The organism is Brevundimonas sp. GW822-FHT03E11, assembly GCF_058801445.1.
On the sequence record NZ_JBXANG010000003.1, the window covers coordinates 299,745 to 318,329 of the forward strand.

Annotated in this window: 23 protein-coding genes; 17 read left to right on the forward strand and 6 right to left on the reverse strand. The window is 68.1% G+C overall.

The window, feature by feature from the left end; translation table 11 throughout:
* Positions 1-5: 5 nt before the first annotated feature.
* Genes AC1RKE_RS06785 through AC1RKE_RS06795 form a run of 3 tightly spaced genes read right to left on the reverse strand, consistent with a single transcriptional unit; the run spans position 6 to position 2,659 of the window.
* Positions 6-482, reverse strand: coding sequence for a hypothetical protein (locus AC1RKE_RS06785; protein WP_054767037.1), 477 nt, complete (start codon positions 480-482; stop codon positions 6-8).
* Positions 475-1,905 carry an ATP-binding protein gene (locus AC1RKE_RS06790; RefSeq protein ID WP_233455820.1) on the reverse strand — a complete coding sequence of 477 codons (1,431 nt, stop codon included), beginning with the start codon at positions 1,903-1,905 and terminating at the stop codon, positions 475-477. Before AC1RKE_RS06790 ends, AC1RKE_RS06785 begins: the two co-directional genes overlap by 8 nt.
* 16 nt (positions 1,906-1,921) lie before the next feature.
* Complete coding sequence (locus AC1RKE_RS06795) at positions 1,922-2,659, reverse strand: response regulator (RefSeq protein WP_183215000.1); 738 nt, start codon at positions 2,657-2,659, stop codon at positions 1,922-1,924.
* Between the two features lie 82 nt (positions 2,660-2,741).
* On the opposite strand from AC1RKE_RS06795, the gene AC1RKE_RS06800 reads away from it, so the two are divergent.
* Entirely contained in the window at positions 2,742-3,620 is an 879-nt protein-coding gene (locus tag AC1RKE_RS06800; protein WP_287394986.1) for a branched-chain amino acid aminotransferase, read from the forward strand.
* 7 nt (positions 3,621-3,627) lie between these two features.
* Here the strand turns inward: AC1RKE_RS06800 and AC1RKE_RS06805 are convergent, their stop codons facing one another.
* Positions 3,628-4,263: an NrsF family protein gene (locus tag AC1RKE_RS06805; protein ID WP_348683555.1), complete on the reverse strand. Its 636-nt coding sequence runs from the start codon at positions 4,261-4,263 to the stop codon at positions 3,628-3,630.
* A complete protein-coding gene (locus tag AC1RKE_RS06810) occupies positions 4,253-4,795 on the reverse strand; it encodes a sigma-70 family RNA polymerase sigma factor (RefSeq protein ID WP_152950857.1) in 543 nt (180 codons plus the stop codon). Before AC1RKE_RS06810 ends, AC1RKE_RS06805 begins: the two co-directional genes overlap by 11 nt.
* 162 nt (positions 4,796-4,957) lie before the next feature.
* Between AC1RKE_RS06810 and AC1RKE_RS06815 the strand changes: the two genes are divergently transcribed.
* The 7 genes from AC1RKE_RS06815 to AC1RKE_RS06845 all read left to right on the forward strand — a co-directional run bounded on the left by AC1RKE_RS06815 (position 4,958) and on the right by AC1RKE_RS06845 (position 9,937).
* Positions 4,958-5,251 carry a BufA1 family periplasmic bufferin-type metallophore gene (locus AC1RKE_RS06815; RefSeq protein WP_182713265.1) on the forward strand — a complete coding sequence of 98 codons (294 nt, stop codon included), beginning with the start codon at positions 4,958-4,960 and terminating at the stop codon, positions 5,249-5,251.
* On the forward strand, positions 5,251-6,099 hold the full coding sequence (bufB, locus tag AC1RKE_RS06820; protein WP_348683556.1) for an MNIO family bufferin maturase: 849 nt from the start codon (positions 5,251-5,253) through the stop codon (positions 6,097-6,099). The genes AC1RKE_RS06815 and bufB overlap by 1 nt, the downstream gene beginning before the upstream one ends.
* Positions 6,096-6,860, forward strand: coding sequence for an HvfC/BufC family peptide modification chaperone (locus tag AC1RKE_RS06825; protein WP_348683557.1), 765 nt, complete (start codon positions 6,096-6,098; stop codon positions 6,858-6,860). Before bufB ends, AC1RKE_RS06825 begins: the two co-directional genes overlap by 4 nt.
* Positions 6,857-7,285, forward strand: a complete 429-nt coding sequence (locus AC1RKE_RS06830; RefSeq protein WP_348683559.1) for a DoxX family protein — start codon at positions 6,857-6,859, stop codon at positions 7,283-7,285. Before AC1RKE_RS06825 ends, AC1RKE_RS06830 begins: the two co-directional genes overlap by 4 nt.
* 83 nt (positions 7,286-7,368) lie before the next feature.
* Positions 7,369-8,643 (forward strand): NupC/NupG family nucleoside CNT transporter, encoded by a 1,275-nt coding sequence (locus tag AC1RKE_RS06835; RefSeq protein WP_348683560.1) that lies wholly within the window; start codon positions 7,369-7,371, stop codon positions 8,641-8,643.
* Between the two features lie 28 nt (positions 8,644-8,671).
* On the forward strand, positions 8,672-9,292 hold the full coding sequence (locus AC1RKE_RS06840; protein ID WP_228185476.1) for a glutathione S-transferase family protein: 621 nt from the start codon (positions 8,672-8,674) through the stop codon (positions 9,290-9,292).
* 6 nt (positions 9,293-9,298) lie between these two features.
* Positions 9,299-9,937 carry a YoaK family protein gene (locus tag AC1RKE_RS06845; protein ID WP_152950854.1) on the forward strand — a complete coding sequence of 213 codons (639 nt, stop codon included), beginning with the start codon at positions 9,299-9,301 and terminating at the stop codon, positions 9,935-9,937.
* Here the strand turns inward: AC1RKE_RS06845 and AC1RKE_RS06850 are convergent.
* Positions 9,921-10,355 (reverse strand): PaaI family thioesterase, encoded by a 435-nt coding sequence (locus AC1RKE_RS06850; RefSeq protein ID WP_008262173.1) that lies wholly within the window; start codon positions 10,353-10,355, stop codon positions 9,921-9,923. The genes AC1RKE_RS06845 and AC1RKE_RS06850 overlap by 17 nt on opposite strands.
* 47 nt (positions 10,356-10,402) lie before the next feature.
* Between AC1RKE_RS06850 and AC1RKE_RS06855 the strand changes: the two genes are divergently transcribed.
* From AC1RKE_RS06855 to bla, 9 genes are all read left to right on the forward strand, one after another.
* Positions 10,403-10,708: a DUF3253 domain-containing protein gene (locus AC1RKE_RS06855; protein WP_182713271.1), complete on the forward strand. Its 306-nt coding sequence runs from the start codon at positions 10,403-10,405 to the stop codon at positions 10,706-10,708.
* Positions 10,709-10,846: 138 nt separating this feature from the next.
* Positions 10,847-11,449: a uracil-DNA glycosylase family protein gene (locus AC1RKE_RS06860; protein ID WP_348683562.1), complete on the forward strand. Its 603-nt coding sequence runs from the start codon at positions 10,847-10,849 to the stop codon at positions 11,447-11,449.
* Positions 11,446-12,465: an alpha/beta fold hydrolase gene (locus AC1RKE_RS06865; protein WP_191557942.1), complete on the forward strand. Its 1,020-nt coding sequence runs from the start codon at positions 11,446-11,448 to the stop codon at positions 12,463-12,465. Before AC1RKE_RS06860 ends, AC1RKE_RS06865 begins: the two co-directional genes overlap by 4 nt.
* A gap of 88 nt (positions 12,466-12,553) precedes the next feature.
* Positions 12,554-14,200 carry a flagellar basal-body MS-ring/collar protein FliF gene (gene fliF / locus AC1RKE_RS06870; RefSeq protein WP_348683567.1) on the forward strand — a complete coding sequence of 549 codons (1,647 nt, stop codon included), beginning with the start codon at positions 12,554-12,556 and terminating at the stop codon, positions 14,198-14,200.
* Positions 14,200-15,234: a flagellar motor switch protein FliG gene (gene fliG, locus AC1RKE_RS06875; RefSeq protein WP_054766498.1), complete on the forward strand. Its 1,035-nt coding sequence runs from the start codon at positions 14,200-14,202 to the stop codon at positions 15,232-15,234. The genes fliF and fliG overlap by 1 nt, the downstream gene beginning before the upstream one ends.
* 1 nt (position 15,235) lies before the next feature.
* Positions 15,236-15,883, forward strand: a complete 648-nt coding sequence (locus tag AC1RKE_RS06880; protein ID WP_054766497.1) for a FliH/SctL family protein — start codon at positions 15,236-15,238, stop codon at positions 15,881-15,883.
* Complete coding sequence (fliN, locus tag AC1RKE_RS06885) at positions 15,883-16,215, forward strand: flagellar motor switch protein FliN (RefSeq protein WP_054766496.1); 333 nt, start codon at positions 15,883-15,885, stop codon at positions 16,213-16,215. Before AC1RKE_RS06880 ends, fliN begins: the two co-directional genes overlap by 1 nt.
* Before the next feature lie 46 nt (positions 16,216-16,261).
* Complete coding sequence (gene flbD, locus AC1RKE_RS06890) at positions 16,262-17,677, forward strand: sigma-54-dependent transcriptional regulator FlbD (RefSeq protein WP_054766495.1); 1,416 nt, start codon at positions 16,262-16,264, stop codon at positions 17,675-17,677.
* Between the two features lie 32 nt (positions 17,678-17,709).
* Positions 17,710-18,576 (forward strand): class A beta-lactamase, encoded by an 867-nt coding sequence (bla, locus tag AC1RKE_RS06895; RefSeq protein ID WP_348684404.1) that lies wholly within the window; start codon positions 17,710-17,712, stop codon positions 18,574-18,576.
* The last annotated feature ends 9 nt before the right edge of the window (positions 18,577-18,585 follow it).

Consider the following 18,585-nt stretch of genomic DNA (forward strand, 5'->3'; position numbering starts at 1 on the left):
ACCCTTTAGAAGCGGCCGCGTTCGATCTGGTCGCCGAACCGCTCGAACGCTCGGTCGGCATCGCGCCAGACGCTGTAGCCCCAGACGTCGCGGATGTTCGGCGAGAAGTAGGAGAAGTCCACCGGCCGCGACTGGCCGTCGGCGGTGACGATTTCGCCCTTGATCGCGGCGCCGCCGATCGAGACGCTGCGGATGGGGTCCAGGCTCGGGTTCTGGCGGATCTGCTCCATGGTCGGCCGGTTCGGCTTCAGATCGTTCAGGACCAGATTGGCCTTGGCGCCGGGATAGCGTTGCTCCAGCGCCTTGCCCACCTCGGCCTGAAGGGCGGCGATCTGTTCATTGACTTCGCGATCGCCCAGTTTTTCGACCTGGCGCTGCAGGTCGGGGCCGATCGTGACGTTGACGTTCGGGTTCTGCGCCTGAGCCATGGCGGCGACGGCCAGGGTCGCGGCAAGCGGCGCAAGAAAGGCGAGTTTACGCATCGTGTTCATCTCCATGCCCTGTCCGAACTGAAGATGCGCCCTGGCCCCCCGTTTCGCTAGAGGGGGCGACGATGGAGGCCTGTCCGGGCAGGCGGATGATCGCCTTCAGTCCGCCCATGTCGCTGCGGTCCAGGGTGACGTCGCCGCCGTGTCCCCGCGCGACGTCCCTGGCGATGGCCAAGCCCAGGCCGACACCCTTGCGGTTCTGATTGCGGGATTCGTCCAGGCGCGAGAAGGGTCGGAAGGCTTCCTCATACATGTCTTCGGGAATGCCGGGCCCGTCGTCCTCCACCGCGATCTCCAGCCCGCCCGAGGCCAGGGCGCGGGCGGACAGCCGCACCCTTTCGCCGTGCGAAGCGGCGTTGCCCGCCAGATTGACCAGGGCCCGCTTGAAGGCCAGGGGGCGCAGCGAGGCCGTCAGCCCCTCCGGCGCCGCCAGCTCGACTTCGGCGCCGGCGCGTTTCGCGTCCTCGCCGGCCGTCTTCAGCAGATCGCGGATGGACACCGGCTTCGGCGGCTCGCCGGCTTCGCCGCGGGCGAAGTCCAGATATTCGTCGATCATATGCTCCATCTCGTCCAGGTCGCCGCGCATGGCGGACTGACGCTTGAACGGCGGGGCCAGGGCCAACTCTAGTCGAAGCCGGGTCAAGGGCGTGCGCAGATCGTGGCTGACCGAGGCGAGCAGGGCGGTGCGCTGGTCGATATGACGCTGGATGCGGTCGCGCATGGACAGGAAGGCGGTCGCGGCGGCCCGCACCTCGCGCGCGCCGTGCGGCTTGAACCGGGGCACGGTCTCGCCTCGACCGAAGGCTTCGGCCGCGTCGGCCAGACGTTCGATGGCGCGGACCTGGTTGCGGATGAACAGGATCGCCACCCCCATCAGCAGGATGGTGGCGACGGCCAGCCACAGGACGAAGATGTGGGCTTGGGTCGCCACCGCGCGCTCACGCGGGGCGATGATCCGCAGCACCCCTTGCGGCTCCTGCACCTGAATGTCGACATAGGCGGGGTAGCGGGTGGTGTCGAACCAGTAGGGACGGTCCAGGCGGGCGTCGAGGGCCCGGTCCAGCACCCGGTCCACCACCCCGATCGGCCCGCGTCGCGTTTCGGTCGGCAGGGTGCGCCCCTCCTGCAAGGCGATCGACAGGGACATGGAGCGTTCGGCCCGGCTGGCCAGCCGCTCCAGATTGCGGGGGCTGGGGTCGTCCTCATAGCTTTCGACGGCCCAGGCGATGTCGCCCGCCAGCCCCTCCGACAGGCGCGCCGTGACCGTCTGCCAGTGGGCGTCGAAGAAGATCCAGGTCACCACCACCTGCATCACCAGCACGGGCAGGACGATGATCAGCAGCGACCGGCCCCACAGCGAGGTCGGTATCCGCCGCTTCAGGAAACGCGGCCACAGATAGGCGGGCAGCAGCCGCATGGCGTCGGGTCCGCCCTCAGTCGGGCGCCAGCATATAGCCGACGCCGCGCACGGTCTGGAGATAGCGCGGGTTCTTGGGATCGACCTCCAGCTTGCGGCGCAGGCGGGTGACCTGGACGTCCACGGCGCGGCCGGTGATGTCGGCGGTGTCGGGCGACAGGCTCATCCGCTCGACCGGGGCATGGGCGTGAAGGGCCAGGGTCTTCAGAAGTTGGGCCTCGGCCTCGGTCAGGCGCTGGGGCGCGCCGTCGCGGATCAGCTCCAGCCGCTCCATGTCGAAGACCGCCGTCCCCAGCTTGATCTCGCGCGGGCCGATCGGCTTGCCGCCGGTGCGCCGCAGGATGGCGTCGATGCGCAGCGCCAGTTCGCGCGGCTCGAACGGCTTTGACATATAGTCGTCGGCGCCGCGCGACAGACCTTCGATCCGGTCCTCAGGGTCGCCCCGCGCCGTCAGCAGCAGGACCGGCGTCTTGGAGGTCTCGGCCTTGGCGCGGACCCAGGAGGTCAGGTCAAGGCCGCTTTCGCCGGGCATCATGACGTCCAGCACGACCAGGTCGAACTCGATCAGCTCCATCATCCGCTTGGCCGCCGCCGCGTGGGCGGCGCCGGTGACGCGGTAGCCTTCCCGCGCCAGGAATTCCTTCAGCAGTTCGCGGATGCGGTCGTCGTCATCGACGATCAGCAGATGACGGCCCACCCCCGGTCCCGCGATGGGTCCCGAGCGGCCGTAAGAGCGGGTTTCAGTCAGGCTCATGCGCGATTCTCCCGATCCCAGCCGTTGACCTGAGCGATTCGGGGGGCTCTAACAGGGAGACTTCTGCAGGAGACGTGTTTCAATGGCCTTCGTTCCTTTCGACGATCGCGATGGATGGATCTGGTTTGACGGCGAATTCGTGCCCTGGCGGGAAACGAAAACGCATATTTTGACCCATGCCCTCCACTATGGCTCGTCGGTATTCGAGGGTGAGCGTATGTACGGCGGCGAAATCTTCAAGCTGACGCTGCATTCGGAGCGCCTGAAGCGGTCCGCGAACCTGCTCGATTTCGAGATACCCTACAGCGTCGCTGAAATCGACGCCATCTGTAACGAAACCTGCGCCAAGAACGGTCTGACCGACTGTTACGTGCGTCCGGTCGCCTATCTGGGGCCTGAACAGACCAGCGTCTCGGCCCTGAACAACAAGGTCCATCTGGCGGTCGCCGTCTGGGATTGGCCCAGCTATTTCGATCCCGAGGTCAAGGCGCGCGGTCTGAAGCTGGAATGGGCCAAGTGGCGCCGCCCCGACCCGGCGACGGCCCCGACCACGGCCAAGGCCGCCGGCCTCTACATGATCTGCACCATGTCCAAGAACACGGCCGAGCGGAACGGTTTCGCCGACGCCCTGATGCTGGATTGGCGCGGCTATGTGGCCGAGGCGACCGGCGCCAACGTCTTCTTCGTCAAGGACGGCGTGCTGCACACCCCCAGCGTCGAGCACATTCTGGACGGCATCACCCGTCAGACGGTGATCGAGATCGCCAAGGCCAAGGGGATCGAGGTCGTGGTGCGCGACATCCGCCCCGAAGAGCTGTCGGACTTCTCCGAATGCTTCCTGACCGGCACCGCCGTCGAGGTGACGCCGGTGGCCGAGGTGGGCGACTACCGCTTCACCCCCGGCGCCCTGTCGCTGGACCTGATGGAGACCTACGGCAAGCTGGTGCGCCGCCAGCTCTGAGGGCGGCTCACCAACGCAGGGCGAAGCGGCCGACGGCGGCGCCGATCAGGCCGGCGGCCGCGATCCCCAGCGTGTACCAGGTGGCGACGAAGGCGGCGGTCGCCTCGCCGCAGTGAAGCAGGCCGTAGGCGGTGGCGGCGAGGCCGCCGGTCGCCAGGCCCAGCGCCAGACCCGCCGTCGCCGGCCGCGTCGGGGCCAGTTTCCGCGCCGAGAGAAAGACAAACGGCGCGGCGAAGGCCGAGACCAGCACGATGTTACGGCCGCAGATGGTCCAGGTTCCGCCCAGCCAGTCGTCCATGCGCTGCTCAGGCGAAGTCAGGCTCATCTCAATCAGGCCCCACAGTCCCGCCGCCGCCACAACGGCGAGCAGGGCGAAGACCGCCGGGCGCGGATCGACGCCGGGGCGCCCCAGCCGTATCGCCAGCCAGATCCCGGTCCCCGCAAGGGCGGCGGTGTAAATCCCTTTCAGCCAGGGGATCGGCCCCTGAAGCGCCTGGCCCAGATCAGGCCGGAAGCCCAAGAACAGGCCGACCGCCGCCACGGCCGCCACGGCGGCGGCGGCCAGCAGGAAAGGGCTGGGCATGGCGGGCTTGGCCGGCTCCAGCCCGGCGGCGAGGGCGTCGATCAGGTCGTCAGTCTTCATCGGGCGATACGCTGGCGACCAGCGTCTTCATGCTGCGGTGGACGCTGACCTTGGCCGCGCCCTCGGTAAAGCCGTTGCGCTTGGCCGCTTCGGCCAAGGAGAAGCCGCCGATCCGAACGTCCTCGATGAGGCGGCGCTGACGCGGCGGCAGAATGGACAGGACCTTCTTCAGATCGCGGCGCACGACGCCGTCCTCGACCGTGTGTTCGGCCAAAAGGACCGACGCCTCCTCCAGCGGCACGTCGGCGCGTCGTCCCAGGCGGCGGAAATGGTCGATCAGCTTGTAGCGCGCGATCGCATAGGCCCAGGCCGTGAAGGGCAGCGACCGGTCGTAGGTCGCCCGCTTGGCGTGGATGGCGATCAGACAGTCCTGCACGAGATCCTCCGCGTCGGCCTCGCAGCCGGTCAGGCGACGTTTGAAAAAGGGGGTCAGGGCGCCGCGCATTTCGGACAGCAGGGCGCGCCAGGCCACGGGGTCGCCGTCGAGACCCCGCAACATCAGACGTTTGAGCTCGGCTTCCTTGTCGACCACGCCCCAACCCATTCGCGTCGGACAGGGCGGAGGTTACACGGCGGACGACGATCGGCGAGAGTTCTTTTTCTGATGGCGCCGGTAACCTTCGCCGTGCGGGCGTCGAAACCCTTCCTGTCAAGCGGGTCCGCTCCGGGCCGCTGTCACACAGGAAATGATCCCATGACTATCTCCGCCAAGATCCTGGTCGGCGCCGGCGCCCTGCTGGCCCTGGGCGCCAACGCCGCCGCTGCACAGAACCGCCCGACCGCCCAGCAGGAAGCCGCCATGGAGAAGTGCTACGGCGTGGCCAAGGCGGGCAAGAACGACTGCGCCGCCGGCCCCGGCACCACCTGCGCCGGCACCTCGGTGCGCGACTATCAGGGCAATGCCTGGAAACTGGTCGCCAAGGGCACCTGCACCTCTATCGAGACGCCCAAGGGCAAGGGTTCGCTGAGCCCGATCCCGAACCGCTGATGTCCCCCGTTCCGACCGCTGGACTGGGCCTGAAGCCCCAGCACTACCCGGAGGCTGCGGCCTGTCCGGCGGCCGGAGCCCAGCGCGGCCTGTGGTTCGAGGTTCATCCCGAGAACTATATGGTTGCGGGCGGGCCGCGCCTGTCCTGGCTGGAGACGATCCGCGCCGCCCGACCGTTGTCGCTGCACGGGGTCGGCCTGTCCCTGGCCGGTGACGAGCGGCCGGATCGCGAACATCTGGCCCGTTTTCGCGCCCTGATCGATCGGTTCGAACCCTTTTTGGTGTCCGAACATCTGGCCTGGTCGCGACGCGGCGGGGTCTATCACCCCGATCTGTTGCCTGTCCCGCGCAGCCGCGAGATCCTGAACCTGGTGTGCGACCATGTCGACGAGGCGCAGCAGGCCCTGGGACGGCGGCTGCTGATCGAAAATCCGTCCGCCTATCTGGCCCTGGCCGGACATGACTGGGACGAGGTGGATTTCCTGGTCGAGATGGCCCGGCGGACCGGCTGCGGCCTGCTGATCGACGTCAACAACGTCCATGTCAGCGCCTCCAACATGGGGTTTTCGGCCGAGGCCTGGCTGGACGCGGTGCCGGGCGCGCTGGTGGGCGAGGTGCATCTGGCGGGCCATAGCCCCGATCCCGTTTGGGGCGAGGCCCTGCTGATCGACAGCCACGACACGCCGGTTTCCGAGAGCGTTTGGGCGCTCTACGACCGTCTGATCGCGCGCATCGGTTCCCGGCCGACCCTGGTCGAACGCGACGGCGATGTTCCGGAATTTTCGGTCCTGCTGGATGAGCAGGCGCGCGCCGCTGCGGCGCTGACCGCTGCGGAGGCGGTGGCGTGACCGGGTTTCACGCGGCTTTCGACAGGGCGCTGACCGGCGATCTGGAGTCTCTGCGGCCTCACCTGGAGCCGGGCGACCGGACGCTGGGTGCGCTGGCCGTCTATCGCAACACGACGATCAAGGGCCGTATCGACGCCCTGGAAGCCAACTATCCCACCGTGTTGCAGATGGTTGGCGAAGATTGGTTTCGCGCGGCCGCCGCCGCCTTTGTCGCCGACCAGCCGGGCGACACCCCGGTGCTGGTCGATTACGGCGAAGGCTTCCCCGATTGGCTGGCGGGTTTCCAGCCGGCGACGGACATGGCCTATCTGGCGCCCTGCGCCCGGCTGGATCGGGCCCGGACCCAAGCTCATCTGGCCAAGGACGCAGCGCCGTTCGAGCCGCGCGAGGCCGCCGCGCTCGGCCCCGCCTTGGCGGGCGTAACGGCCAATCTGCACCCGTCGGTTCAGTTGTTCTGGTTCGAGTGGACGGCGCCCTCGCTCTGGCTGGCGCATCGTTATCCGTCCCCGGACGCGTCTCTCGAGTGGCGGGCCGAGGCGGAAGGCTTGCTGGTGCACCGGCCGGGCGCCGAGGTGCAGGCGCGGCGGTTGAGCCGCGCGGAATGGGTCTTCCTGGACGCCTGTCGCCTTCATCGACCGTTCGGTGTCGCTGCGGCTGCGGTCCAGGCGGCGGCGCCCAGTCTGGATCTTTCCGCCCTGTTCGCCGGCCTGATCTCGCTCGGCGTCTTCCTCTCACCCTCGATCCCGAAGGACCAACCATGAACCGTATCGCGGACATTCATCGACGTATCACCGCCGCCGCGCCCGAGGCCGCCCTGGCCCTGCTGCTGCGCGTCGGGATCGCCACGCCCTTCTTCCTGTCGGGACGGACCAAGGTCGAGGGCCTGCTGACGATCAAGCCCTCGACCCGGTATCTGTTCGCCGAAGAGTACCGCGTTCCCCTGCTGCCGCCGGACCTGGCGGCGCATCTGGCGACCTATTTCGAGCACCTTTTTCCGATGCTGATCGTGCTGGGTCTGGCCACGCGGCCGGCGGCGGCGGGCCTGCTGTTCATGACCCTGGTGATCCAGGTTTTCGTCGAGCCGGGCGGCTGGCCCGTACACCTGCTGTGGGCCGGGCCGCTGGCCTATCTGATCGCTCGCGGACCGGGCGCCGTCAGTCTGGACCGTGTGCTGAAGATCGACTGATACGCGCACGCCTCTTGTCAGCCGCGTCACTTTGTCCTTGAAGCGGATGAAGCCGGCGCGGGCCGGGCAGGGATCGCCGTTTCATGTTCAGCCTTCTGAACCTCCAGAGCCTGTTCGGCCTGGTCGTCATCATCGCCGTCTGCTGGGCGATCTCGGAGAACCGGCGGGTCTTCCCCTGGAAGCTGGCGATCGGCGCCGTCGCCGTTCAGGCGGCGCTGGTGCTGGCCCTGTTCGCCATTCCGGGGTCGCGAACGGTGCTGGCCGCCGTCACGGGGGCGATCGACGGCCTGGCCGTGGCGACGGCGCAGGGCACGCGGTTCGTCTTCGGCTATCTGGGCGGGGGCGATCAGCCCTATGCGGTTCAGAACGAAGGCGCCCTGTTCACCTTCGCCTTCAACGTCCTGCCGCTGATCATGGTGATTTCCGCCCTGTCGGCCCTGTTGTGGCACTGGAAGATCCTGAAGTGGCTGATCCGGGGCTTCGGCTTTCTGTTTCAGCGCACCATGGGGCTGGGCGGCGCCTCGGCCCTGGCGGTGGCGGCCAACATCTTCCTGGGCACGATCGAAAGCCCGATCGTCATCAAGGCCTATCTGGACAAGCTGAGCCGGTCCGAAATCTTCCTGATGATGACCGTCGGTCTGGCGACGGTGGCGGGATCGACCATGGTGGCCTACGCCAGCATCCTGTCCCAGACCCTGCCGAACGCGGCCGGCCACGTGCTGGTCGCCTCCATCGTCTCGGCCCCGGCCGGGGTGCTGCTGGCGCGGATCATCGTGCCCGAGCCCGACAAACAGGCGGCCCAGGCCATCAGCTATGACTCGGCCCTGAAGTACGACAGCGCCATCGACGCCATTTCCAAGGGCACCTCGGACGGGCTGATGGTGGTGCTGAACATTTCGGCCGTGCTGATTGTGTTCGTCGCCCTGGTCGCCCTGGTCAACATCATGCTGGGCGGTTTGATCGTCTTCGGCGAGCCGCTGACGGTCGAGCGGATTCTGGGCGTCCTGTTCACCCCCCTGGCCTGGCTGATCGGGGTGGACGCGCGCGAGGCGGGGCAGGGCGGCTGGCTGCTGGGCGTCAAACTGGCCCTGACCGAGTTCGTGGCCTTCATCGACCTGGGCAAGATACCGGCCGAGGCGATGAGCGAGCGGACGCGGATGCTTATGACCTATGCGCTGTGCGGCTTCGCCAACATCGGTTCGGTCGGCATTACCGTGACCGGCCTGTCGGTCTTGATGCCCGAGCGTCGGCATGAGGTTCTGGGGCTGATCTGGAAGGCCCTGTTCGCCGGCTTCATGGCCACGCTGATGAGCGCCGCCATCGTCGGCGCCTTGCCAGCGGCGGTGTTCGGGCAGTAGCGTTTCTCAAAACAACGGAGGCGTTCCGATGAAGCTCTACACCTCGCACCGCGCGCCCAATCCGCGGCGGGTCCGCTGGGTCATGGCGGAGAAGGGGATCGACGACGTCGAACTGGTCGACGTCGATATACTGACGGGCGAGCACAAGAAGGCCGAATATCGCGCCAAGGTCGGCGTGCCTCATGTTCCGGCGCTGGAGTTGGACGACGGCGAGACCATTTCCGAATCCGTAGCGATCGGCCGCTATCTGGAGGCCCTGTACCCAGAGCCGAACCTGTTCGGCCGCGACGCCCGCGAACAGGCGGTGGTCGAGATGTGGACGCGCCGGTGCGAATTCTATCTGTCCAATCCGATCATGCTGAACGTGCGTCACTCGCACCCGGCCCTGGCCGCGCTGGAGGCGGTGCAGATCCCGCAGGTGGCTGAGTACAATCGGGTTTCGGCCGAGCGGTTCATGAAGACCCTGGACCGGCATCTGGCCGAGCGGGAATTCATCGCCCTGGATCGGTTCACCATCGCCGACATCGTCGCCGTGGTCGGTTTGGACTTCGCCCGGCTGGTCCGCTACCGCCCGCCCGCCGAGTTCGAGAACCTGCATCGCTGGTTCGACGCCTGTCGGGAGCGGCCGGCGGCCAAGGCGGGGGTCTGAGCCGCCTTGCGGTCGCTGACGCGATCGGATCGCTGGCTGGCCCTGCTGCTGGCGGGTCTGGCCGGCTATGTCGACGCCCTCGGCTTTCTGCACCTTGGCGGCGTGTTCGTCTCCTTCATGAGCGGCAATTCCACCCGGTTGGCCGCCAGCCTCGCCGAAGGGCAATGGCCGGCGGCCGCCCATCTGGCGGCCATATTGGCCCTGTTCGTCCTGGGCTCGTTTCTCGGCGCCCTGGTCGCCGGCGGCGAGGACGCCCCTTCGCGCAGCCGGGTCCTGATGTTCGAGGGGCTGCTGCTGGCCTTGGCCGCTGCTCTTGCGGGCGCGGGGCTGACGCCTGCGGCCGTCGGCCTGATGGTCATGGCCATGGGCGCCGAGAATTCGGTCTTCCTGAGGAACGGAGAGGTCGGGGTCAGCCTGACCTATATGACCGGAACCCTGGTCAAGCTGGGTCAGGCCCTGGCGGGCGCTGTAAAGGGCGGAGACCGGCACGCCTACAAGGCCTATCTGACCCTGTGGGCGGGGCTGAGCGTCGGGGCGGTGCTGGGCGCCCTGACCTTCGGCCGTCTGGGACTGGCGGCCCTCTGGCCCGCCGCCGGTTTCGCCCTCTTGATGGCTCTGATCGTGCGGTTCAGCCGCGCGGCGTGAACTTGCGGATCACGCCCGAGAAGGTCATCAGCAGCCGTTCGCCGGTGTTGATCTGGCCGCGCACGAAGATCAGACTCTTGCCCGCCTTGGTGACCTGACCGGTCGCTTCGATCAGTTCGCCGACATAGGCGCCGTCGATGAAGGTGGAATCGAGCTGGACCGTCACGCCCGAGGCGCCCTCCATCTCCTGATAGGCGATCTGGAACATGGCGATGTCGGCGAAGGTCATCAGACAGCCGCCGTGCATCCGGCCTCCCGCATTCATATGCTTTTGCTCGGCGCGGAAGGCGCAGCGCATGTGGCCGTCGGGATCGAGCTTGCCGTAAAAGGGGCCGACCACGACGTCGAAGGTGTCGTGCAGGTCATAGGTCTGCCAACCGGCGAACTCGCCCTCGGTGACGGTGATTTTCTTCGGCATGACGACTCGGCCTTACTTCTGGTCTCGCGGTGCAGCATATAGGCGCAATGAGCGATCCGATCGAAACCGCAATCTTGAATAAACTCGCCGGGCTTGAGCCGGGCAAGAGCATCGAGCCGGCCGAGGTGGCCAAGGCGCTGCAGCCGGAACAGTGGCAGCGGATGCTGCCCAAGGTGCGGGCTGCGGCCCTGGGCCTGATGCGCCAGGGCAGGCTGACCATCACCAAGAAGGGCAAGCCGGTCGATCCGGACAATTTTCGCGGCGTGACGCGCCTGCGTCTGCCGACCGAGGAGGAGGCGGCCCTGGCGCTGAGCCGCCGTCCGCCGGTCGCCGAGGACGACATCGAAGATTGACCACTCCGCTCATCCCCGCGAAGGCGGGGACCCAGTCCTTTTCTTGAGGCAAGGCTTTTGGGATCGGCATCGCTGAAAATCGGCGAGACGGAAGCCCCCAATGATCTGGGTCCCCGCCTTCGCGGGGATGAGCGGGGCGTGGGAAGTCTCGACGCCCTTCTGAGCGACATCCGCGCCTGCCGCGCCTGCGCGGGCGTGCTGCCGCACACGCCGCGCCCGGTGGTTCGGGTCTTTCCCGAGACGCGGCTCTTGATCTGCGGCCAGGCTCCGGGGCGGCGGGTGCATGAAAGCGGCCTGCCCTTCACCGATCCGTCCGGCGACCGGCTGCGCGACTGGATGGGGGTGGACTATGAGACCTTCTACGCCGACCGCCGCATCGGGGTGGCGGCCCAGGCCTTCTGCTATCCCGGCACGGCGCCGAAAGGGGGCGACTATCCGCCGCCCGCGCGCTGCGCCGAGCTGTGGCGGCCGTCGCTGATGCAGGCCCTGCCGCAGATGGAGCTGACGCTTCTGGTCGGCGGCTATGCCCAGGCCTGGGCCCTGGGCGGGCGAACGCAGCGCAATATGACCGAGACGGCGCGGGCCTGGCGGGACTACGCCCCCGACTATCTGGTGCTCCCGCACCCGTCCTGGCGCAATACCGCCTGGCTGAGACGGAATCCGTGGTTCGAGGAAGAGGTGATCCCCTATCTGCGGATGCGGGTCGCCTCGATCCTGGCGTCGATGAGGATGTGCACATGACCTCCAGAGGGCTGATCGCGGCCGCAGGACTGGCCTTGGGCCTGACCGGTTGCGCCGCGCCCCACATCCAGCCGCCGATGACGCCTCCGGCGGGCTTCGCCGGGCCTCATGTGGAGGATCGCGCCCTGGTCATGTCGGACGGGGCGCGGTTGCCTCTGATGCGCTGGGGGCCGACCGACCGTGAGCCCTGGGCGGTCATCGTCGCCCTGCACGGCATGAACGACCATGCCGCCAGCTTCCGCCTGGCCGGACCCTGGTGGGCCGAACAGGGGATCGAGACCTGGGCCTATGACCAGCGCGGCTTCGGCGCCGCGCCGGGGCGGGGCGTCTGGGCGGGGACCGCCAAGATGACCCAGGACCTGCGCGAGGCGACCGCCCTGGCCCGCGCGCGCCATCCCCATGCCGTCATCGCCGTGGTCGGCGAGAGCATGGGGGGATCGGTGGCCGCCGCCGCCTTCGGATCGGACGATCCGCCGGACGCCGACCGGGTGGTCCTGCTGGCGCCCGGCGTCTGGGGCTGGTCGACCCAGGGGCCGTTGAACAGCGCCGTCCTGAACATCGCCGCGCGTCTGGCGGGCGGCGTGGCCCTGGAGCCGCCCAGCTTCATCACGCGCGACATCCACGCCTCCAGCAACACGCTGGAGCTGGTCCGCAACGGCCGCGACCCGCAAAGCATCCTGGCCACCCGGTTCGACACCATCTACGGCCTGGTCGATCTGATGGAGACGGCGTCGCGCAGCCTGGGCCGCATCCGCGGCGACGCCCTTCTGATGTACGGCGCGCACGATGAGATCGTCAAAAGGGATCAGATGAAGAAGGCCCTGCAAAGGGCCGTGGCCGAGGGCGGCGCCCTGAAGACGGCCTGGTATCCCGACAGCTGGCACCTGCTGGACCGCGATCTGGACGCCGAGATCGTCTATCGCGACATCGCCGCCTGGCTGAAGGATCCCAGGGCCGCCCTGCCGTCCGGCGCGCCCCCGGTCCTGCCTGAGTTGGAAACGGCGGTTCGCCCGTAAAGGTCTCTTAACGGCCCATTTACCATCGACACGGCATTTTCTGCCTAGCGGGGCGTCGGTGTCTCCCGTGAGTTTGGGGCGTGGGCGCGTGGGCGGCTTTACGGCGGCGTTGCAGAAGTTCGGGATCGGTCGTCTGGCCGCCGTCCTCGGCGTCGCCGCGGGCGTGACCGCCGTCCTGGTCGCCGTCATGCTGCGCGTGGGCCAGGCGCCGGACGCCTTGCTCTATTCCAATCTCGATCTGCGCGAGGCCGGCGAAATCACCGCCGCCCTGCAACAGGCCGGCATCAAATACGCCTCCAAGGGCGACGGCTCGACCGTCATGGTCAATCGCGACGACGTGGGCACGGCGCGGATGCTGATCGCCGAAAAGGGGCTCGTGACCTCCGGCTCGGTCGGCTACGAAATCTTCGACAATCAGTCGGTCCTGGGCCAGACCGAGTTCCAGCAGCAGCTGAACGAACAGCGCGCCCTGCAAGGCGAACTGGCCCGCACCATCATGTCGATGCGCGGCATCACCGCCGCCCGCGTCCACATCACCATGCCGCGCCGCGAGATGTTCACCGCTGCTGCGGGCGAACCCACCGCCGCCGTGCTGGTCGGCCTGGGCGGGCGGGATCTGACGGCGGATCAGGTGCGGGCCATCCGCAATCTGGTGGCCTCGTCCGTGCCCAATCTGAAGCCGGACCGGGTCACGGTGGCCGATCAGAACAACCGCACCCTGGCGGCCGGCGACGACGGCGGCTTCACCTCGGCCTCTGCGGCCGAAACCAAGGGCAATACCGAGGCCCAGCTTCAGGCGCGCATCAAGGACATCGTCGAGGGCGTCGTCGGCGTCGGCTCGGCGCGGGTCCAGGTGACGGCCGACATCGACCAAAGCCGCTCCACCACCCAGGAACAGAAGTTCGATCCCGACGGCCAGGTCGTGCGTTCGACCACGGCCAACGGCTCGCAGTCCTCGGACACGACCGGCCAGAACGACGGCGGCGTGACGGCGGCGAACAACATCCCGGGCGGCGCCCCGCCCGCGACCACGCCGGCCGGCTCGACCACCGCCGAGAACGCCGAGACGACAAACTACGAAATCTCCAACACCACCACCACGACCACCAAGGAGCCGGGCGAGGTCAAGAAGCTGGCCGTCGCCGTCGCCGTGGACGGCAAATGGACCCCGGCCGCCGACGGCAAGGGAGAGCCGACCTATGCGCCGCGCTCGGCCGAGGAGATCGCTCAGATCAAGTCCCTGGTCGCGGCGGCGGCCGGCATAGACGAGGCCCGCGGCGACAAGATCGAGGTCATCAACGTCCGCTTCAACCGCGACACCGGCCTGCCCGGGGGGCTGGACGACAAGCCTTCGCTGCTGGACTTCTCCAAGACCGACGTCATGCGCCTGATTGAATTGGGCATTCTGGCGGTGGTGGCGCTGCTGCTGATCTTCTTCGTCCTGCGGCCCCTGCTGAAGACGGCCGGCTCGGGCGGGGCGGCCGGTCCTGGAGCGCCGGCTCTGACGGCCCCGGACGGCACGCCGGTCGCCACCTTGACCACGACCGTCATCGGCCCGGACGGCCAGCCCCAGCTGGTGCAACTGCCTGCGCCGAACGAAATGGACCAGAAGATCGACATCGCCCGTATCGAAGGGCAGGTGAAGGCGTCTTCGGTCAAGAAGGTCGCCGACTTCGTCCAGGCCCATCCTGACGAGGCCGCCAACATCCTGCGCAACTGGGTGGCGGAAGGCTGATGGCCAAGCTGGTTTCGAAAAAGCCGGTCATCGAGGACCCCAATCGGCTGACCGGCCCCGAGAAGGCGGCCGTCATCCTGCTGGCCCTGGGCGAAGACCACACCGCCCTGTGGGAGAGGCTGGACGACGAGGAGGTCAAGGAGATCTCCCAGGCCATGGCGACCCTGGGCAATGTGACGGCCGAGGCGGTCGAGGCCCTGATGCTGGAGTTCGTGTCCGGCCTGTCGGGCACGGGCGCCGTCATGGGCAGTTTCGAACAGACCCAGAAGCTGCTCAGCGCCTTCCTGCCCAAGGATCGCGTCGACGGCTTGATGGAGGAAATCCGCGGTCCGGCCGGCCGGACCATGTGGGACAAGCTGGGCAATGTGAACGAGGCGGTTCTCGCCAACTATCTGAAGAACGAATATCCCCAGACCGTCGCCGTCATCCTGTCCAAGGTGAAGTCCGACCACGCCGCCCGGGTGCTGACGGCCCTGCCGGAGGATTTTGCCCTGGAATGCGTCCAGCGGATGCTGCGGATGGAGCCTGTCCAGCGCGAAATCCTGGACAAGATCGAGGCGACCCTTCGCACCGAATTCATGTCGAACCTGGCGCGCACCTCCAAGCGCGACAGCCACGAAATGATGGCCGACATCTTCAACAGTTTCGACCGACAGACCGAGGCGCGCTTCATCGGCGCCCTGGAAGAGCGCAACCGCGAATCCGCCGAACGCATCCGCGCCCTGATGTTCGTCTTCGAAGACCTGTCCAAGCTGGATCCGGGCGGGGTTCAGACCCTTCTGCGGGCCGTGGACAAGGACTCGCTGGGCCTGGCGATGAAGGGGGCCTCCGAAGGGCTGCGGGAGATGTTCTTCTCCAACATGTCCGAACGCGCCGCCAAGATCCTGCGCGAAGACATGGAGTCCATGGGGCCGGTGCGGCTGAAGGACGTGGATGGGGCCCAGATGGCCATGGTCCAGGTCGCCAAGGATCTGGCCGCGCGCGGCGAGATCATGCTGGCCGGCCAAGGCTCCGACGACGAGTTGATCTACTGACATGAGCACCCCCTTCGCCTTTGACACCGAGTTCGACGCCGACGGCGCGGTGGTGCGCGCAAGCGCCTGGAAGCCGGTCAAACGCAGCTACATGCCCGCAGAGGTCGAGGCCCTGGTCGCCACCGCCCGGCTGGAGGCGCGCCAGGAGGCCCTCGCCGAGGTCGAAAACATCCGGGCCATGGCCCTGACCAACATCGCCCAGGCCGCCGCCGCCGCCCTGCCGTCGCTGCGAACCGTCGCCCAGACCCATCGCGAACAGTCCGCCGACCTGGCCCTGGCGGCGGCGCGGGCCATCGCCGACGCCGCCCTGCACCGCTTCCCCCAGGCGCCGTTGCGCGCCGCCCTGGAGTCCCTGGCTCAAGAGATCGACGCCTCGCCGCGCCTGGTGATCCGGGCCTCGGGCCTGGACGAGGTGGTGCGCGGCCAAATCGAACAGGCCTGCGCCGACAGCGGCTTCACCGGCGTCGTCGCCTTCCGCGACGAACCCGGCATGGCGGTCGCCGCCTTCCAGCTGGAGTGGGCCGACGGTCGCGCCGATCACGATCCCGAAGGTTCCGCCGCCCGCGTCGCGGAGGCCCTGAGCGCCGCCCTGGCGGCCGAGGCGGGACACGCCGAACCCCCAATCCACACCGACCGGAGTGAGTTCTGATGGCCTCCGACGATCTATCGCTCGAGGAATTTCCCGACTCCACCGCCCTGGCCGTCGCCGACGACGCGGGCGAAAAAACCGCCGCCGATCTGGCGACGGTGTTCGAGGTTCCGGTCAATATCTCGGCCGTGCTGGGCAAGTCGCACATGTCGGTCGCCCAGTTGCTGAAGCTGAACAAGGGTTCGGTGCTGGAGCTGGACCGCAAGGTCGGCGAGGCGATCGACATTTTCGTCAACAACCGTCTGATCGCACGCGGCGAGGTCGTCGTGGTCGAGGATCGGCTGGGCGTGACCATGACGGAAATCATCAAGACCGAGGACTCGGGCGGCTGACGCGCGCTGCGCGTCGGACCGGGTGAAGGATTAGAGGAGAAGAACGATGCGTCTTCTGGTGGTAGGCAGACTGAGCGGACAGCTCGCTTCGGCGGTGAAGATGGCCATGGCGCACGGCGCCAAGGTCAGTCACGTCGAGCGCGCGGATCAGGCGACAGAACAGCTTCGACGGGGGCAGGGCGCCGACCTGCTGATGGTCGATTATCAGCTCGACATCGCCGCCTTGATCGCCGCGAACGAGGCCGAGCGGATCACTGTGCCGGTGGTGGCCTTCGGGGTCGACGCCGACGCCCGCGAGGCGGCCGCCGCCATCAAGGCCGGGGCCAAGGAGTTCATCCCCCTGCCGCCCGATGCGGAGATGATAGCGGCGGTCCTGGCCGCCGTCGCCGACGACGAAAAGCCGATGATCTCGGCCGATCCGGCGATGAAGGCGGTGCTGCAACTGGCCGATCAGGTGGCGCGCTCCGAAGCCTCCATCCTGATCACCGGCGAAAGCGGCGTCGGCAAGGAGGTGATGGCGCGCTACATGCACGACCATTCGCGCCGGTCCGAAAAGCCCTTCATCAGCGTCAACTGCGCGGCCATTCCCGATAATCTGCTGGAATCGGAACTGTTCGGTCACGAGAAGGGCGCCTTCACGGGCGCCGTCGCCCGCCGGATCGGCAAGTTCGAAGAGGCCGACGGCGGCACCCTGCTGCTGGACGAAATCTCCGAGATGGACGCCCGGCTCCAGGCCAAGCTGCTGCGCGCCATCCAGGAGCGGGTGATCGACCGGGTCGGCGGCTCCAAGCCCGTGCCGGTCAATATCCGCATCATCGCCACCTCCAACCGCGACCTGGCCAAGGCCGTGGCGGAAGGCACGTTCCGCGAGGACCTGCTGTACCGGCTGAACGTCGTCAATCTGCGCCTGCCGGCCCTGCGCGAACGGCCGGGCGACATCGGGGTGCTGGCCGATCACTTCATCAAGAAATATGCGGCGGCCAACGGCGTGCCCGAGCGGCCGATGTCGGCGCGGGCGCGTCAGGCGATCAGCGCCCACCGCTGGCCCGGCAACGTCCGTGAGCTGGAAAACGCCATGCACCGGGCCGTGCTGCTGGCGACCGGACCCGAGATCGATGTGGACGCCATCCGCCTGCCGGACGGCCAGCCGCTGACGGCGGAAGGCGGCGGCATGATGGGAACGGCGGCCGTGGGGAACCCCTATGGCGGCGGCGTTGCGGCCCGGGCGGCCCAGGCGGCCGACGCCGTGACCCGCAGCTTCGTCGGCCAGACGGTGGCGGCGATGGAGAAGACCCTGATCCTGGATACCCTGACCCACTGTCTGGGCAATCGCACCCATGCGGCCAACATCCTGGGCATCTCCATCCGGACCCTGCGCAACAAGCTGAACGAGTACGCCGAGGAGGGGACGGTCATTCCCGCCCCGCAGTCCGGCGTCTCGGCCTCGGGCTACGCCGCCTGAGCATGGGGCGCGGTCTGGACAGGCGGAGGCTGATGGCCGGCGCGGGCGCGCTGGGCCTGGCCGCCTGCACGCCGCGCAGCCAGACCAAGGTCAAGGCCGAGGCGGCCCCGGACCTGTTCCTGAACGATCTGGAGACGCGCTGGGGCGGGCGGCTGGGCGTTGCGGCCCTGGACGTCGGCAGCGGCGTGCGGACCTTGTGGCGCAGCCAGGAGCGGTTTCCCTTCTGCTCGACCTTCAAACCCTTTCTGGCGGCGGCCACCCTGCAAAGGGTGCAGCGGGACGAGGAACGGCTGGACCGGCCGGTCCGCATCACCTCGGCCGACATCATCCCCCATGCGCCCGTGACCGAAAAGGCGGTGGGGCGGACGCTCACCATCCGCGAACTTATGCAGGCGGCGGTGGAGGTCAGCGACAACCCGGCCGCCAATATCCTGATCCGCGAGATGGGCGGAATCGGCGTATGGCGTTCGTGGTGGCCGACCTTCGGCGACACCACGACCGTCATCTCTCGGCTGGAGCCGGACTTGAACACCGCCCTGCCTGACGATCCGCGCGACACCTGCCTGCCGGAACAGACCGTCGCCAACATCCGCGAAATGGCCTTCAGCGATCGACTGACGCCGGCGCATGACGCCCTGCTGCAAGACTGGCTGACGGCGTCGACCACCGGACCCGGCCGGATCAAGGCCGGCGCGCCCGAGGGCTGGAGCGTCGCGCACAAGACCGGATCCGGCGCCAACGGCACGACGAACGACGTGGGCGTGCTGACGCCGCTCAGCGGGTCGCCGGTCATCATCGCCGCCTATTTCACCGGCGCCGCCTCGGCGACGGAGGATCAGCGCGACGCCGTGATCGCCGAGGCGACCCGCCGCGCCCTGAAGGCCCTGGGCCGTGACTGATGCGCCGAT